The organism is Herminiimonas sp. KBW02 (assembly GCF_003852535.1).
Taxonomy (GTDB): domain Bacteria; phylum Pseudomonadota; class Gammaproteobacteria; order Burkholderiales; family Burkholderiaceae_D; genus Oxalicibacterium.
Genome location: NZ_QAJP01000011.1, coordinates 17,081 through 32,572 on the forward strand (window position 1 = coordinate 17,081; position 15,492 = coordinate 32,572).

General features: G+C 52.2%; 19 protein-coding genes. 14 read left to right on the forward strand and 5 right to left on the reverse strand.

Features of this window, described 5'->3' with window-relative positions; genetic code table 11:
• Window positions 1–3: 3 nt before the first annotated feature.
• Window positions 4–837 (reverse strand): CsgG/HfaB family protein, encoded by an 834-nt coding sequence (locus tag DBR37_RS16700; protein ID WP_233588414.1) that lies wholly within the window; start codon window positions 835–837, stop codon window positions 4–6.
• 482 nt (window positions 838–1,319) lie between these two features.
• Here DBR37_RS16700 and DBR37_RS16705 point away from each other — a divergent pair, with 482 nt between their 5' ends.
• The 9 genes from DBR37_RS16705 to bfr (DBR37_RS16745) all read left to right on the forward strand — a co-directional run bounded on the left by DBR37_RS16705 (window position 1,320) and on the right by bfr (DBR37_RS16745) (window position 7,373).
• On the forward strand, window positions 1,320–2,948 hold the full coding sequence (locus DBR37_RS16705; RefSeq protein WP_124575610.1) for an FMN-binding glutamate synthase family protein: 1,629 nt from the start codon (window positions 1,320–1,322) through the stop codon (window positions 2,946–2,948).
• A gap of 236 nt (window positions 2,949–3,184) precedes the next feature.
• A complete protein-coding gene (hemP, locus tag DBR37_RS16710) occupies window positions 3,185–3,379 on the forward strand; it encodes a hemin uptake protein HemP (protein WP_041296325.1) in 195 nt (64 codons plus the stop codon).
• 81 nt (window positions 3,380–3,460) lie between these two features.
• Window positions 3,461–3,781, forward strand: a complete 321-nt coding sequence (locus tag DBR37_RS16715) for a hypothetical protein (RefSeq protein ID WP_124575611.1) — start codon at window positions 3,461–3,463, stop codon at window positions 3,779–3,781.
• A 90-nt stretch (window positions 3,782–3,871) separates the two neighbouring features.
• Window positions 3,872–4,087 (forward strand): bacterioferritin-associated ferredoxin, encoded by a 216-nt coding sequence (locus DBR37_RS16720; RefSeq protein ID WP_124575612.1) that lies wholly within the window; start codon window positions 3,872–3,874, stop codon window positions 4,085–4,087.
• An 11-nt stretch (window positions 4,088–4,098) separates the two neighbouring features.
• Complete coding sequence (locus DBR37_RS16725; protein ID WP_124575613.1) at window positions 4,099–4,785, forward strand: energy transducer TonB; 687 nt, start codon at window positions 4,099–4,101, stop codon at window positions 4,783–4,785.
• A 12-nt stretch (window positions 4,786–4,797) separates the two neighbouring features.
• Window positions 4,798–5,526, forward strand: coding sequence for a MotA/TolQ/ExbB proton channel family protein (locus DBR37_RS16730; protein WP_124575614.1), 729 nt, complete (start codon window positions 4,798–4,800; stop codon window positions 5,524–5,526).
• Window positions 5,526–5,936, forward strand: a complete 411-nt coding sequence (locus tag DBR37_RS16735; protein WP_124575657.1) for a biopolymer transporter ExbD — start codon at window positions 5,526–5,528, stop codon at window positions 5,934–5,936. Before DBR37_RS16730 ends, DBR37_RS16735 begins: the two co-directional genes overlap by 1 nt.
• Window positions 5,937–6,247: 311 nt before the next feature.
• The gene (bfr, locus tag DBR37_RS16740; RefSeq protein ID WP_124575615.1) at window positions 6,248–6,721 is read left to right on the forward strand and encodes a bacterioferritin; all 474 of its coding nucleotides are present in this window, start codon (window positions 6,248–6,250) and stop codon (window positions 6,719–6,721) included.
• Window positions 6,722–6,899: 178 nt separating this feature from the next.
• Window positions 6,900–7,373 carry a bacterioferritin gene (bfr, locus tag DBR37_RS16745; protein WP_124575616.1) on the forward strand — a complete coding sequence of 158 codons (474 nt, stop codon included), beginning with the start codon at window positions 6,900–6,902 and terminating at the stop codon, window positions 7,371–7,373.
• A 68-nt stretch (window positions 7,374–7,441) separates the two neighbouring features.
• Here bfr (DBR37_RS16745) and DBR37_RS16750 read toward each other — a convergent pair whose 3' ends face one another.
• Window positions 7,442–8,053, reverse strand: a complete 612-nt coding sequence (locus tag DBR37_RS16750; protein ID WP_124575617.1) for a glutathione S-transferase N-terminal domain-containing protein — start codon at window positions 8,051–8,053, stop codon at window positions 7,442–7,444.
• A 200-nt stretch (window positions 8,054–8,253) separates the two neighbouring features.
• Between DBR37_RS16750 and purB the strand changes: the two genes are divergently transcribed.
• From purB to DBR37_RS16775, 5 genes are all read left to right on the forward strand, one after another.
• Window positions 8,254–9,621 (forward strand): adenylosuccinate lyase, encoded by a 1,368-nt coding sequence (purB, locus tag DBR37_RS16755; protein WP_124575618.1) that lies wholly within the window; start codon window positions 8,254–8,256, stop codon window positions 9,619–9,621.
• Between the two features lie 105 nt (window positions 9,622–9,726).
• Complete coding sequence (locus tag DBR37_RS16760) at window positions 9,727–10,251, forward strand: cytochrome b (protein WP_124575619.1); 525 nt, start codon at window positions 9,727–9,729, stop codon at window positions 10,249–10,251.
• Between the two features lie 26 nt (window positions 10,252–10,277).
• Window positions 10,278–10,853 carry a YceI family protein gene (locus DBR37_RS16765; protein ID WP_124575620.1) on the forward strand — a complete coding sequence of 192 codons (576 nt, stop codon included), beginning with the start codon at window positions 10,278–10,280 and terminating at the stop codon, window positions 10,851–10,853.
• A gap of 49 nt (window positions 10,854–10,902) precedes the next feature.
• Window positions 10,903–11,472, forward strand: a complete 570-nt coding sequence (locus DBR37_RS16770; protein WP_124575621.1) for a YceI family protein — start codon at window positions 10,903–10,905, stop codon at window positions 11,470–11,472.
• Window positions 11,473–11,555: 83 nt separating this feature from the next.
• Window positions 11,556–12,005 carry a MarR family winged helix-turn-helix transcriptional regulator gene (locus tag DBR37_RS16775; RefSeq protein WP_124575622.1) on the forward strand — a complete coding sequence of 150 codons (450 nt, stop codon included), beginning with the start codon at window positions 11,556–11,558 and terminating at the stop codon, window positions 12,003–12,005.
• Between the two features lie 64 nt (window positions 12,006–12,069).
• Here the strand turns inward: DBR37_RS16775 and secF are convergent, their stop codons facing one another.
• The 3 genes from secF to yajC all read right to left on the reverse strand — a co-directional run bounded on the left by secF (window position 12,070) and on the right by yajC (window position 15,398).
• Window positions 12,070–13,014: a protein translocase subunit SecF gene (gene secF / locus DBR37_RS16780; RefSeq protein ID WP_124575658.1), complete on the reverse strand. Its 945-nt coding sequence runs from the start codon at window positions 13,012–13,014 to the stop codon at window positions 12,070–12,072.
• A 121-nt stretch (window positions 13,015–13,135) separates the two neighbouring features.
• A complete protein-coding gene (secD, locus tag DBR37_RS16785; RefSeq protein WP_124575623.1) occupies window positions 13,136–14,995 on the reverse strand; it encodes a protein translocase subunit SecD in 1,860 nt (619 codons plus the stop codon).
• Between the two features lie 79 nt (window positions 14,996–15,074).
• On the reverse strand, window positions 15,075–15,398 hold the full coding sequence (gene yajC, locus DBR37_RS16790) for a preprotein translocase subunit YajC (RefSeq protein ID WP_124575624.1): 324 nt from the start codon (window positions 15,396–15,398) through the stop codon (window positions 15,075–15,077).
• Window positions 15,399–15,492: the final 94 nt, after the last annotated feature.

Here is a 15,492-nt window from a genome sequence, read left to right on the forward strand (position 1 = left end):
CTATTAATCCTTGTTTTCAGCAACAAATATCGTCGAACCTTTGGCGGCAACTGTGCTACCCGAAACGAGTTCAGCGATTGCGCCTTCATTGGTTTCGTTATCACCGAACAAGCCCGTGATACGCAAAGTACCGACCTTGGTCGGCGGCAATGCGATGGCAAAGCCGGTTTGTTTGCTACTGACCGTTTCGCCCTGCTGCATCACGGCCAGCGCATCACCAACTTTCAAACCCTGACGAGCACCGCCAGAAACGAATACCTGTTTGCCATTCACTTTGAGAATGTCGGTGCGCCATGGACGCTCCTCAAGCTTGGCGATCAAAGCATTCTGTACATCCGAGATTGCAGCGCCGATAGCACGATCATTCAAGGTACCGTCGTAATCCGCCTTGCTACCAAAACCGGCAATTTCACCCGATTCGCTAGTCGCCTCACCCGTTCCTGTCGCCGTAAAGAACAGGAAGCCGGTACGTGCATCAACCAGACGAATTTCAATCTTTGCGCGTGCAGTTTGTATCTTTGTCGCGCTCAGGAATCCGGATTTGCCGGTCGTGCTACGACCGAACTCGGTAACAGAACCGAGAATCAATGTATCTACGCCGATCAAATTTCCTTCTTTCAGCAGCGCTTGTTCATTTTTGATTTTTTCGAGATCTGAACGCTCGAAGGTCAGAAATTTGTTTGAGCTGATCAGGCGGCTGTTCAACATATCCGACGCTTGCTTGCCCAATGGATCCAGGTTGGCATCAACCTGGAATGTCTTGCCATAGCGGGTTTCGTTAGTAAAGCGACCAATCGCAATTTTTCGTTTCAGCGTCTTCACTTGAGGTGCGGCCACCTGTTTTTGCGCTTCGATTTGTTGTGCGCGACTTACTGGGGCCTCAACTGGCTGAGTTGGGGTAGATGTCACTGCACACGCGCCGAGCAATATCGGCGACGCTATGAAAAGCCATTTAATTGACATAAGAGATCCAGAATTGAAGGAGTAGTAACCGATACCGGTAGCCCGGCGTCAAGCGGTCGACAGCGTTTAGCTGGCGTGCATTGAATAAATTTGCAGATAGAACAAGTGCTTTTCCCTTTGATATAGCTAGCGTTTTTATAATTTGCGGCACGAAGACCGCATATTTTTACTAATGAAGACTATCCAGATGGTTTCCAAAATGCAATGCCATTTTTATGGGATAGACAAAAAGAAGCTTGAATGCCTTATGAATCCAGATAACTCTCTAGAAAACCTTGGCAAAGTCATTTGATGTGTCCTTGTGTACACTGTCTCGCAATTCATCGGCATGCGCTGCCATTTTGTTCGGAGAAAAAATGCGTTTGTTTCCCATCGGTTATCTGGCCCTCGTCGCATCCGCCTTACTCTTCATCGCCTCCCTGTTCTGTACTCCCCACTTCGACGGAGCCTGGTGGCTGGTTGCACTGTTTGGCTTCCTCACTGTCGTCGGCATCAGCGACGTATTGCAAACCAAGCGCGCTGTGTTGCGCAACTATCCCATCCTCGGACACTTCCGCTATATGTTTGAGTCAGTGCGTCCTGAGATACGTCAGTACTTCCTGGAAGACGACGCTGCACCCAATCCGTTTTCGCGCAATCAGCGCTCACTGGTGTATCAACGCGCCAAGCAAGCGATAGACAAGCGCCCGTTCGGTACGCAGATGGATGTCTATCAAAGCGATTACGAATGGATCAATCACTCAATTGCACCTGTGAAGGTTGGCGCGCACGACTTCCGCATCACGATAGGCGAAGATCGCGCACAATCCTATTCCGCCAGCATCTTCAATATCTCGGCCATGAGTTTTGGGGCACTGTCGGCGAATGCCATACGCGCCCTGAATCAAGGCGCGCAACAAGGCGGCTTCATGCATGACACCGGCGAAGGCAGCATCAGTCGCTATCACCGCCCGGAAAATCCAAACGAAGCAGGTGGCGATCTGGTGTGGGAAATAGGCTCAGGCTACTTCGGCTGTCGCAATGACGACGGCAGTTTTTCGCCGGAAAAATTTGCGCTGAACGCGCAACTACCTCAGGTCAAGATGATAGAAGTGAAGTTGTCGCAAGGTGCCAAACCAGGTCATGGCGGAGTTTTGCCTGGCGCGAAAGTGTCACCTGAAATTGCCGCGGCACGCGGCGTACCGCTGGGCGTCGATTGCGTATCACCTTCGTCGCACTCAGCTTTCGGCTCGCCGATAGGCTTGCTGCAATTCATCGAACAACTGCGCACGCTCTCCGGCGGCAAGCCAACAGGCTTCAAGCTGGCAGTCGGCCATCCGTGGGAATTCTTCGGCATCGTGAAAGCGATGCTGGCAACCGGCATCACTCCCGACTTTATCGTGATCGATGGCGGTGAAGGCGGCACGGGCGCAGCACCTGTCGAATTCACCGATCACGTCGGTGTGCCACTCCAAGAGGCGCTCTTGTTGGCGCATAACACGCTGGTGGGCGCGAAGCTGCGTGACAAGGTCAAGATAGGTGCATCCGGCAAGATCGTCACCGCGTTTGATATCGTGCGCACGCTGGCTCTTGGCGCAGACTGGTGCAACTCGGCACGCGGCTTCATGTTTGCACTCGGCTGCATACAATCACAGAGCTGCCATACGGATCGCTGCCCGACAGGCATCGCCACTCAGGACAATCTGCGTCAGCGCGCACTGGTTGTACCGGACAAGGCTGAACGAGTCGCCAACTTCCATCGCAATACATTAAAAGCACTCGCTGAACTAATCGCAGCCGCAGGCTTGCATCACCCTTCAGAACTGCGACCACATCATCTGGTGCGCCGCGTCTCGGCCAATCAGGTCAAACTCGCTTCTGCGCTACTGCCTTATTTAGAGTCAGGCCAATTACTGAGCGAGGCGAATCCGGAACGCGAATTGCCGGAGGTCTTTGGCAAATATTGGCCCATCGCGCAGGCCGAATCCTTCAGCCCTATACATTAAGAAGTATCTTGCTTCATGTACGGCAATTCAGTGAGTTGCCGTATTCCCTCCCGTTAAGAAACCGTTCAATTCCGCCACTGGAATACCCCACAGGCAACTTTCCTTGCCCGGATCACCACAATTCCGATTTATTTACCTCCCGGCGATACAAAGCTGAGCGAAAAAACTTGCAATCCGTCGCCAAATGTCGAATAATCTAAACACGAATTGTTCTCATTTACATGAAAAGGTTGATCATGGCGATCTCGGCACCACGTGAAGCACTGGAAAACAATCCTGCTCTACGTAATAACGCTGCAATGGAACAGCCAATAACACGCATTAACAGCCGTGACTTGTTCCGGCAAATGCGCGAGGTAGAAATAGCACACGAAGGGCGAATTTATCGCCTCCGTTTAACGCAGTTGAATAAATTGATTTTGACGGCATAACTAGCAGCATCGATTTGCAACTGAGCCAGCCCGTGCGCCACTTTGCACCAGCCAGCCAAACCAACCCACAAGGAGAGTTTGATGGCAATCGAAAAAGCGGAGCAGGCACTACGGGAGCCTAACGCAGCACCGGCACAACCGGAGCTATTAGTTTCAGCGGTTTTACACTTGATGTCGCATTACACCGCGAATAATCAAGAAAGCAGTTCGTGCATCAAGCTGGCCTCGGTCATAGAGCGACACTTGAAAGCACTGGCCGATCTGCCCGATCTGGCACCAGTGTTACGCGCAACCTGCCAGCAGTTATCGGAACAATGGGCAACGGTGGTTGAACGGGCTATGCCACCACCCGAGAAATTTAAGTTGTTTACGCGCCTGGTAGCCGGAGCGCGTGTGAATTGAAGAAAAAATGCCGGGAAACCGGCATTAAATATATAAAGCACTGTCGTTTTTTGTATTTTTAACCTACAAAGAAAGTCACACGAGGCATCGATGATTGTTTGTGTTTGCAGAAATATTTCCGAGCGGAACATTCGCCAGGCAGTTGATACTGGCACGACCTCGATGTCGCAATTGCGCAATGAGTTGGATCTGGGCACCTGCTGTGGCAAGTGCCACTCCTGTGCAAAACGCGTGCTGCGCGAATGCCTTGCAGAGGTTCGCCCAACTCAACCTATAATGTTTCATCCTAACGCATTGGCCGCATAAGCAATTTCTTTATGAACGTAACAACAATCCAGTCGTCAGCACCGCTATTACCGCCTCACATATCACAGCAACTCAGACGATTCGGGCCTCTGATCGCTATCATTGCGATCCACATCGCTTTGTTCTACGCACTCCGTAGCGGCCTGGTTCACCAGGTCGCTAAAGTTTTGCCGCGCGAAATCTTTGCTGACTTCATTACGGAACAACCTGCGCCTGCACCGGCACCTAAACCAGCCGAACCAAAAACAGTTCCGGTCGTAAAGAAACAAGTCACGCGCCCGACACCGCGCCCGGTTGTGACCGAAGCACCGTCACCGCAAGCCATTACCGAAAACGTCGCACCGGCGCCGCCATCGAATGAGCCGCCGTCGCCACCAGCGCCCTCCGCTCCGTCGGCTCCGTCGGTTCCTGCTACGCCTAAACTTATTTCCGGTGTTTCATACATCAACCCACCACGCCCGGTGTACCCGCCGCTCGACGCGCGCATGGGTAACGAAGGTACTGTAACCTTGCGTGTATTGATCAATGAAAAAGGCCGCGCCGAGAAAGTGGAAGTACAAAAATCTTCAGGCTCATTGCGCATGGACGATGCAGCACGGGATGCCGTGATGCGCGCATTATTCAAGCCTTATTTGGAAGACGGGAGACCAGCTCCTGCCTTTGCTATCGTACCAATTAATTTCACGCTAAATAGATAAGAAGGAATCATCATGGAAGTCAGTCCGTACGGTTTAGAAAGTTTGTGGGCGCAAGGTGACTTTGTCACCAAGGGCGTCGCGATATTGCTGGTCGCCATGTCGATCGCATCGTGGTACGTCATTGCCACCAAGGCCCTGCAATTGATGCAGTACCGCCGCGCTGCACGCGCTGCAGGTCACGAATTCTGGGATGCAACCAGCCTGCCAGAAGGCGTAGCAACCCTGGGCGAAGCCAATCCATTCGCAGCGATCGCTGATGCTGGCGTAATCGCTATGCGTCACCACGAAGCACACAAAGGCCACCTGCACGATCAATTGTCGGTCAGCGACTGGATCACCCTGTCCCTGCGCCAGGCTATCGATGAAACTTCGGCCAAGCTGCAAAGCGGCATGGCAGTACTGGCATCGGTTGGTTCTACCGCACCGTTCGTTGGTCTGTTCGGCACCGTTTGGGGCATCTATCACGCGCTGGTCGCGATCGGCACTTCCGGTCAGGCAAGTATCGATAAAGTTGCTGGTCCGGTTGGTGAAGCGCTGATCATGACGGCACTCGGTCTGGCAGTCGCGATTCCTGCAACCTTCGGCTACAACGCCCTGGTTCGCGGCAACAAGACAGTCATCGCCAAATTGAATAAATTCGGCTTCGACCTGCATGCATTGTTCGTCACCGGTGCTCGCGCCAACGATACCAATACACCAGGCGCAAGCGGCGCCAAACTGGTTGCCGTCGGAGGTGCATGATGGCAATGGGATCCTTGTCGGAAGAAGACGACTTCAATCCAGAGATCAACACCACGCCGCTGGTCGACGTGATGCTGGTATTGCTGATCATCTTCATCATGACCATCCCGGTGATGAATCATGCAGTGAAGCTCGATCTGCCGCACGCAGCGAACCAGCCTAACGAAACCAAGCCAGAAACCATCAATGTATCGATCGATGCTGCCGGTCAGGTGTACTGGAATAATGAAATACTGGATCAATCGCAAATGCTGTCACGCATTGCGGATGCAGCCAAAGTAACACCACAACCAGAATTGCATTTGCGTGCAGACCGTCTCACTCCTTACGAGAAAGTCGCGCAAGTCATGGCAGCAGCACAGTCAGGCGGACTGACCAAGATGGGCTTCGTCACCGAAGCACCGAAGTAAGCAGCAGTGGTTTGCAGGCAGTCCCAATCCTGCCTTTACAGACCTGAAAACAACGCGCTCAGCAACTTGCTGTAGCGCGTTTTTTTCTTTGCGAAACGCCAGCTCGACCAGCCCCTCTACCAGGCGCAAAGCCACGCCCAGCCTCACTTTGGCAATCGAAACACGAATGATTCCAGTTAGCAAAATGAAGCCAAAATGATCATATTTTGGGCTTCCTGCGCTATCATGTACGTTCTTTGCTGACCGAGCACTTTGACTATCGTTAGTCAGATGCGCAGCAGCCCGTCTTCCACATCACTTTCGAGGATCCCATGAAAGGTGACGCCAATATTATCAAGCTGCTCAATGCACAGCTTACCAACGAACTGACTGCAATCAACCAGTACTTCCTGCATGCACGCATGTACAAACACTGGGGTTTTGAAAAGATTGCGAAGAAAGAATACGAAGAATCCATCGGCGAAATGAAACACGCCGACAAACTGATCGATCGTATCCTGATGCTGGATGGCTTGCCTAACCTGCAAGCACTGCACAAGTTGATGATCGGTGAAAACACACCGGAAATGCTGGGCTGCGATTTGAAACTGGAAAAACTCGCGCAGAAAACCGTGAAAGAAGGCATCGCAGCATGTGAAGCCAGCGGCGATTATGTATCGCGTGAACTGTTCCAGTACATCCTGGACGATACCGAAGAACACATCGACTGGCTGGAAACACAACTCGACCTGATCGAAAAAGTCGGCATCCAGAATTATCTGCAGACACAGATGATCAACGAGTAATACTGCTGTTGGCATCAACTATAAAAAGGGCGCGTACAGCGCTCTTTTTCATTCCAGATTTATCTCTCCCGCATCCACATACCAAGCGCCTCCTTCTCAGGCTATGATCGACGCCCTACGAATCGGGGTCGACTAAACATACAGCGATGCCCTGCCCTTTAATTTTTTTGGAATCCTCATGCAAGGTGACAGCAACATCATCCGGCTGCTGAATGCGCAGCTCACCAACGAACTGACCGCGATCAATCAATACTTCCTGCATGCGCGCATGTATCAGCATTGGGGATTTGAAAAAATTGCGAAGAAGGAATACGAAGAATCCATAGGCGAAATGAAACACGCCGACAAATTGATAGACCGCATCCTGATGCTGGATGGCTTACCCAATCTGCAGGCACTCCATAAGCTGGGGATAGGCGAGAACATCGGGGAGATGCTAAACAGCGATTTGAAGTTGGAGCAGGTAGCGCAAGCGACCGTCAAGGAAGGCATTGCAGCATCGGAAGCCTGCGGTGATTATTTATCGCGCGAACTATTCCATTACATACTGGAAGATACCGAAGAGCATATCGACTGGCTGGAAACGCAACTCGGCCTGATCGAAACCATAGGCCTGCAAAATTATCTGCGCTCGCAGCTAAGCGCCGAGTAGGACGAGTAAGCAATCGCTTACTAAAGCAAAAAGGGACGCCAGGCGTCCCTTTTTAATGCGATACCGTCTTACTTGGTCGGCACCGTTTCCTTGAATGAAGGACGTTCCGACAATTTCTCCAGCAATTTTTCCAGGTTCGGATACTCAGTGCGCCAGCTGATTTCCGGGAAACGGAAAGTCAGCCATTCCAGCACACAACCTACCGCCACATCGGCCAGTGTGTATTGATTACCCGCACAGAAAGCCGTGTCTTTCAGGCCTTCCGACATCGCTTTCAAGCCGTCATGCACCTTGCGAGTCTGACGATCTATCCAGGCCTGGTTACGTTGTTCTGCCGGGCGCAAAGTATGCTCCAGGCGCAACAGCATCGCAGCGTCGGCCACACCATCGGCCAGCGCTTCCCAGCATTTCACTTCAGCGCGTTCACGGCCGTTAGGCGGTATCAGTTTACCGACCGGGGTCAGGGTATCCAGGTATTCAACGATCACGCGGGAATCAAACATCGCGCCGCCATCTTCCATTACCAGGCACGGCACTTTGCCGAGCGGATTGGATTCTTGTATCGTGGTTTCGGCACCCCACACGTTTTCAAGAACGAAATCGTAATCGATCTTTTTTTCCAACATGACAACACGTACTTTACGTACGTAAGGGCTGGCGAGAGAACCAATCAGTTTCATAGATGCTTTACTTCTAAAATCGGAAGGCGATTATAACATCGGCCTCAAGCTAAAACCCGCCATCTCCCACCCCACCCAGATGTCGCTTTCAGGCTATATGGGGCGCTGAAGTGGTAGAATGTAGGCTTCCTCAATTTATGCCGTTTTTTGTATTTCCGGCAGCTTTTTCAATCACGTCACAGCGCTAGTCGCCCATCATCATGCCTCTTTCCACGCTTTCCGCCCTGTCGCCACTCGATGGCCGTTACGCCAGCAAAACCGATAAATTGCGTCCCATCCTGTCCGAATCAGGTTTTATGCACCATCGGGTCAAAGTGGAAATTGCATGGCTGCAAGCTTTGTCAGCAGCCGGCTTTGCTGAAATCAAACCGTTTTCGGCCAGCGCCAATGCACTGCTGAACAAACTGACGACCGATTTCACCGAAGCGGATGCACAACGCATCAAGGATATCGAAGCGGTCACCAACCATGACGTCAAAGCGGTTGAGTACTGGCTCAAGGAACAAGTCAAGGACGTACCGGAACTGGTCGCTGCAACTGAATTCATTCACTTCGCCTGCACTTCCGAAGACATCAACAATACTTCGCACGGCATGATGCTCAAGGCGGCACGCGATTCCGTTCTGGTACCGGCACTGCAAGGCCTGATCAGCAAGCTGACACAACTGGCGCACGATAATGCAGCAGTGCCTATGATGTCGCGTACCCACGGCCAGCCAGCCAGCCCGACTACACTCGGCAAGGAAATGGCTAACGTGGTGGCACGCCTGAAGCGCGCGACCGACCGTATCTCTGCGGTCGAAATCCTCGGCAAAATGAATGGCGCGGTCGGTAACTTCAACGCGCACTTGTCGGCTTATCCTAACCATGACTGGCAGGCATTCTCGAAAGAAGTCATCGAGCAACGCCTGGGCCTGACCTTCAATCCGTACACCATCCAGATCGAACCGCATGACTACATGGCGGAACTGTTTGATGCGATCGCACGTACCAATACCATTCTGCTGGATCTGAACCGTGACATCTGGGGCTACATCTCGCTCGGCTACTTCAAGCAATCGACCAAGGCCGGTGAAATTGGTTCGTCGACCATGCCGCATAAAGTCAATCCGATCGACTTCGAAAATTCCGAAGGCAATCTGGGCATGGCAAACGCCGTGCTGAAACACATGGCAGAGAAATTACCAGTCTCGCGCTGGCAGCGTGACCTGACCGACTCCACCGTGCTGCGCAATATCGGCGTCGGCTTTGGCTACGCATTGCTGGCCTACGACAGCTGCCTGCGCGGCCTGAACAAGCTGGAAGTCAATCCGGTTCGCATTGCACAAGACCTGGATGAAACCTGGGAAGTATTGGCTGAGCCGGTACAAACCGTGATGCGTCGCTATGGCATCGAAAATCCTTACGAACAATTGAAGGATCTGACCCGCGGCAAAGGCATTTCCAAAGAAGCACTGCAGGAATTCATCGTCACGCTGGCGATTCCACAAGAAGCCAAAGACCACCTGCTGGCCATGACCCCTGCGAACTACATCGGCTACGCAACCAAGCTCGCCAAAGAAATCTGATAACTAGTGTCCCAGCCACTGAAGCCTATTAAAACAGGCTTCAGCACGCTGGGAATTTTTTTGCTATATTAGTTCTAATTTGAACTAATAAGCAAAACACTATCTATGCGCCGCTACACCCTGACCGCAATCGCGCTGCACTGGCTCATGGCGATCCTGATCATCGCCGCCTTTTGGCTGGGCCTGACCATGGTCGACATCCCCGGTCTCACTCCGACCAAACTCAAATATTTTTCCTGGCATAAATGGCTGGGTGTGACCGTGCTCGGCCTCGCTTGTCTGCGCTTGCTATGGGCACTCACCCACCGTGCACCGGAGCACCCACCTGGCATGGCCGACTGGCAAAAAAAGGCCGCACGTGTCTCGCACGGCCTGATGTATGTATTGATCTTCGCGGTGCCCTTGTCCGGCTACTTCTACAGCCTGGCTGCCGGCGTACCTGTCGTCTACCTCGGCATCGTGCCGCTGCCGGTCCTGATCGGACCTGATCCCGAATTGAAGGCCCTGCTCAAGCAAGTGCATTACGCCTGCAATGTCGTTTTGCTTATCGTTTTTTTCCTGCACATACTGGCAGTCATCAAACATCAACTTATAGACCGCGACCGCACGCTGCAACGCATGCTGCCGTAACTTTATTCTTATCGAAAGGATTACCCATGTTCGTTCGTTCCATCTCCGGTAAAACCACACGCTGGCTGGCTATTGCCGGTATTGCGCTGGCGCTGCCTGCACTCGCTGCCACCGCACTGAAAACTGACCCAGCCAAAAGCAAAGTCAGCATCACCTTCAAGCAATTGAATGTACCGGTCGAAGCCACCTTCAAGAAATTCAACGCACAGATCACTTATGACGCCGCCAAACCGGAAACCTCCAAAGCCAACGTCGACATCGACGTCAATGGTTTCGATCTGGGTGACCCGGAATACAACCGCGAGGTATTGAAAAAAGAGTGGTTTAACGCAGCACAATTTCCGAAAGCGACTTTCGTTTCCAGCCAGATCAAACCTGGTGCTGCAGGCAAACTTGACGTCACCGGCAAGCTCACTATCAAGGGCAAAACCACTGATGTCAGCTTTCCGCTCACTATCAAGAAAGAAGGCAGCAACCAAGTCTTTGAAGGTGTATTACCAATCAAACGCCTGACCTACAACATCGGTGAAGGCGAATGGAAAGACACCAGCATGGTAGCCGATGAAGTCACGATTAAATTCCGTGTCGTCACCGCGCAATAAGCAGTTCCGGTAACAAAATAATTAATTAACCCACACAGGAGTCACTTGAATGAAATCCAAACTTGCACTGATCTGTTTGCTGGCCGCTGGCGCGAGCTCCGCATTTGCACAAACCTATACCATCGACCCTAGCCACACCTACCCTAGCTTCGAAGCTGACCACATGGGCATTTCGTTCTGGCGCGGCAAGTTCGAAAAAACCAGCGGCACCGTGGTACTGGATCGCGCAGCAAAAACCGGTTCGATCGACATCGTCATCGATGCAAACTCGATCGACTTCGGTCATGCCAAGATGAATGAGCACGCCAAAGGCAAGGACTTGTTCAACGTAGAGAAATTCCCTACCGCGACCTACAAAAGCAAATCGATCAAGTTCGATGGCGACAAACCTGTTTCGGTTGATGGCGAGCTGACCCTGCTGGGCGTCACCAAACCAGTGACCCTGACCATCAACAAATTCAAATGTATCCAGCACCCTATGCTGAAACGTGAAGTGTGCGGCGCCGATGCATCTGCTGAATTCAAACGCAGCGATTTTGGCCTGAACTACGCGTTGAACTACGGCTTCTCGCCTGACGTCAAACTGGCGATCCAGGTTGAAGCAGTCAAAGCAGACTGAGTAAATTAAGCGATTGTGCAACCCTAAAAGCCGACGTTATACTCCGTCGGCTTTTTTTAATTTTATGGACAGTAACCGGGTTTATGGCTGAACGATATCTCCGCAGCATCCGCCTTCTGGCTGAATGCTTTCATGCATTCGAACGCCAGTCGGGCGCCAATATACGCTGTCGTACCGGCTTAACGCCTTCCCAGTTCGACATCATCGCCACGTTGGGTAATACCTGCGGTATGAGCTTCAAGGAGCTGGGTGAAAGAACCCTGATCACCAAGGGCACACTGACCGGCGTGATCGACCGCCTGGAAGAAAAAGGCCTGGTAACACGCGTTACCCAGATCGAAGACCGCCGCAGCACGCTGGTCAAACTGACCGCCGCCGGCGATGCCGAATTCAAACGGGTATTCAGCCAGCAAGTCGCGTTTGGCAAGCAATCCTTCGTCAACTATGACGCGCAGGATTTCGATGCACTGGACAGGGAATTGACCAAGCTGCACGCCAACCTGACCGGCTGCGAACCCAAGCAAAAATACTAAAACCAGCTGTCCTACAGATAATAAAAAAGCCGGCATATGCCGGCTTTTTTATTATGAACAGTACTTAAACTACCGCACCGTCATGTTCATCTTTTTCCTTGACCGGCTTCAGCAAGTCTTCACGCTTCACACCCAGCCACATCGCCAGCGCCGCCGCAACGAATACCGAAGAGTAAATACCGAAGCAGATACCGATAGTCAGTGCCAGCGCAAAGTAATGCAGTGTAGGGCCACCGAAGAACAGCATGGACAACACCATCAACTGGGTCGAACCGTGGGTAATCACGGTACGCGAAATGGTTTGGGTAATCGCATGGTTCAGAACCTCTGTCGTTGGCAGCTTACCAAAGCGACGATCACGGAAGGTTTCACGCACCCGGTCAAACACCACTACAGACTCATTGACCGAGTACCCCAGGACCGCCAGCACCGCCGCCAATACCGTCAGCGAGAACTCCCACTGAAAGAAGGCAAAGAAGCCGAGAATAATCACCACGTCATGCAAGTTAGCAAGGATGGCCGACACCGCGTACTTCCATTCAAAGCGGATAGCCAGGTAGATCACAATACCGATCACCAGCATGCCCAGCGCCATCAAACCATCATGCGTTAATTCCTCGCCTACCTGCGGACCGACGAACTCAACGCGCTTCAATTCAACCGTGCTGTCTTGCGCCTTCAGGGCGCCGATCACGCGTTCGCTGACCTGTGCGGAATCTACATTCGGTTGCGCCGGCAAGCGGATCAATACGTCTTGTGCGGTGCCGAAGCTTTGCACCTGCATATCAACATAACCGAGCTCAGTCAGTTTGCCGCGCACGCCTTCAATGTCTGCAGGCTGCGAGTAGGTAACTTCCATTACCGTACCACCGGTAAATTCAATCGACAGATGCAAACCCCGATGCAGCAGGAAAAATACGGCAGCGACAAACGTCAGCGCAGAGATGATGTTGAAAATCAACGCATGGCGCATGAACGGGATATCTTTTTTGATGCGGAAAAACTCCATCACTTCCCTCTCAGTGCGACCGCCCCTGTCTATACATCAGCAGGCGGTCTGTCTAAATACAATTCGATAGCGACAACTTAGCTACAACTGCGACGCCAGGCTGGCGCCGCACATTTCAATCTCAGTCGGCTGGCTTCCAGACCTGACCGATAGATACCGATGTCAGTTTTTTCTTGCGGCCATACCAGAGGTTGACCACGCCACGCGAAACGAACACGGCGGAGAAAATCGACGTCAGGATACCCAAGCAGTGCACCACCGCGAAGCCACGCACCGCGCCGGAACCGAAGATCAGCAGCGCCAGGCCGGCAATCATGGTGGTGACGTTGGAATCGAGAATAGTCGCCCATGCACGTTCAAAGCCCATCGAGATCGCTGTCTGCGGTGAATGCCCCGCTCGTAACTCTTCGCGTATTCGCTCATTAATCAGCACGTTGGCGTCAATCGCCATACCCAGCGTCAGCGCAATCGCGGCAATACCAGGCAAGGTCAATGTCGCCTGCAACATGGACAACAAAGCGATCAGCAGCATCAGGTTGACTGCCAGCGCAAACACGCTGAAGAAACCAAATGCGCGGTAGTAGATGATCATGAAGATGCCGATGCCAATGAAACCGTACAACGTTGCATCAAAACCTTTCTTGATGTTTTCAGCGCCGAGTTGAGGTCCGATCGTACGTTCTTCGATGATTTCCATCGGTGCTGCCAGCGAACCGGCACGCAACAGCAAAGCGAGATCGCTGGCGGCTTCCGCCGAACCCATGCCAGTGATCTGGAAGCGTGCACCCAGTTCATCTCGGATGGTCGCAACGGTCAGGACTTCACCCTTGTTCTTTTCAAACAGCACGATCGCCATTGCCTTGCCGACACGGGTACGTGTCGCTTCACGCATGCGACGGCCTCCGTCACCGTTCAGATCAATGCTGACCGATGGCTGATGGTTTTGATCGAAGCTGGCCGATGCGCTGGAGATGTATTCACCAGTGATGATCGGATCTTTGTACAGAACGACAGGTGCATTCTTGCCGACTTTAAACAGCTCGGAACCGAATGGAATCGCAGCAGTTTCTTCTGTACCGCGAGTAACCGATTCATCCACCAGGCGGACTTCCAGGGTTGCGGTTTTACCGATGATGTCTTTAGCGCGCGAAACGTCTTGCACACCAGGCATTTGCACTACGATACGATCCGCGCCCTGACGCTGGATCAGCGGCTCGGTTACACCCAGTTCATTGACACGTTTCGACAGGGTGGTGATGTTTTGCTGAACCGCATCTTCTACCGTTTGTTTCAATGCAGCAGGGTTCAGGCTGCCGACCAGTTTCAGGTCTTCGCCGCTACCTGCATCCGTCAACACCAGTTCACGCAATTCATTGCCCAATACGGTACGCGCCTTGCTGCGAGTATCGGCATCACGGAACGTGATTTCAACATTGTCGCCACTACGGGCGATACCTGCATGGCGGATGTTCTTGTCGCGCAGGATGCTGCGGGCGCTCGATTGCAAGCCAAGTACGCGCTTGTTCATCACAGCCTTGGTATCTACCTGCATCAGGAAGTGCACGCCACCGCGCAAATCGAGACCGAGGTACATAGGTGCAGCGTTCAGGCTTTGCAACCATGATGGCGTATTCGGCAACAGATTGAAGGCCACCAGATAGGTCGGATCTTCCGGATCGGTGTTCAGATTTTTTTCCAGTATGCCTTTAGCTTTGAACTGGACATCGGTATTCGGGAAACGAACGCGGACGGTACCTTGGGTACCTATCGTTTCATAGACTATCCCATCGTACTGGATACCGTCTTTTTTCAGCGCCTGCTCAACCTGACTAATCAGGGAACTATCTACCTTAACGGTAGCTTTGGCACTGCTGATTTGCACCGCTGGCGATTCGCCGAAGAAGTTCGGCGTGGTATACAACACACCCAACAGGAGTGCGACAGCGATAATTATGTACTTCCAGAGGGGATAGCGATTCATATTGATTCAGGGTTCGGGGTGGAACGTCAGACAAAAATCAACCCCACGTCCGCCAGGCGGAGGTGGGGTGTTTAACCCATTACAGCGATTTGATCGTACCCTTAGGCAACAAGGTAGTGACTGCGCTTTTTTGAATCACGATCTCGGTACCGTCTTGTACTTCCAGCGACAGGTAGACATCGGAAACCTTGGTGATCTTGCCCAGGACACCGCCTGCTGTTACGACTTCATCGCCACGTGTTACGGCTTCGATCATAGCCTTGTGTTCTTTTTGACGTTTCATCTGTGGACGTATCATCAGGAAATACAGAACAACAAACATCAGGATGATAGGCACGAATTGGGTCAGATTGCCCAGTACGCCGCCAGCGGCAGTTGCAGCGTAAGCGTTGGAAATAAACACGGGTATGCTCCAGGTTGTATTAGGGTTTATAAATAAGGGTCGGTTATTTTAGCACTGGAAAATCGCTTTTCCGGTGCGGACTGATTTTCATTAA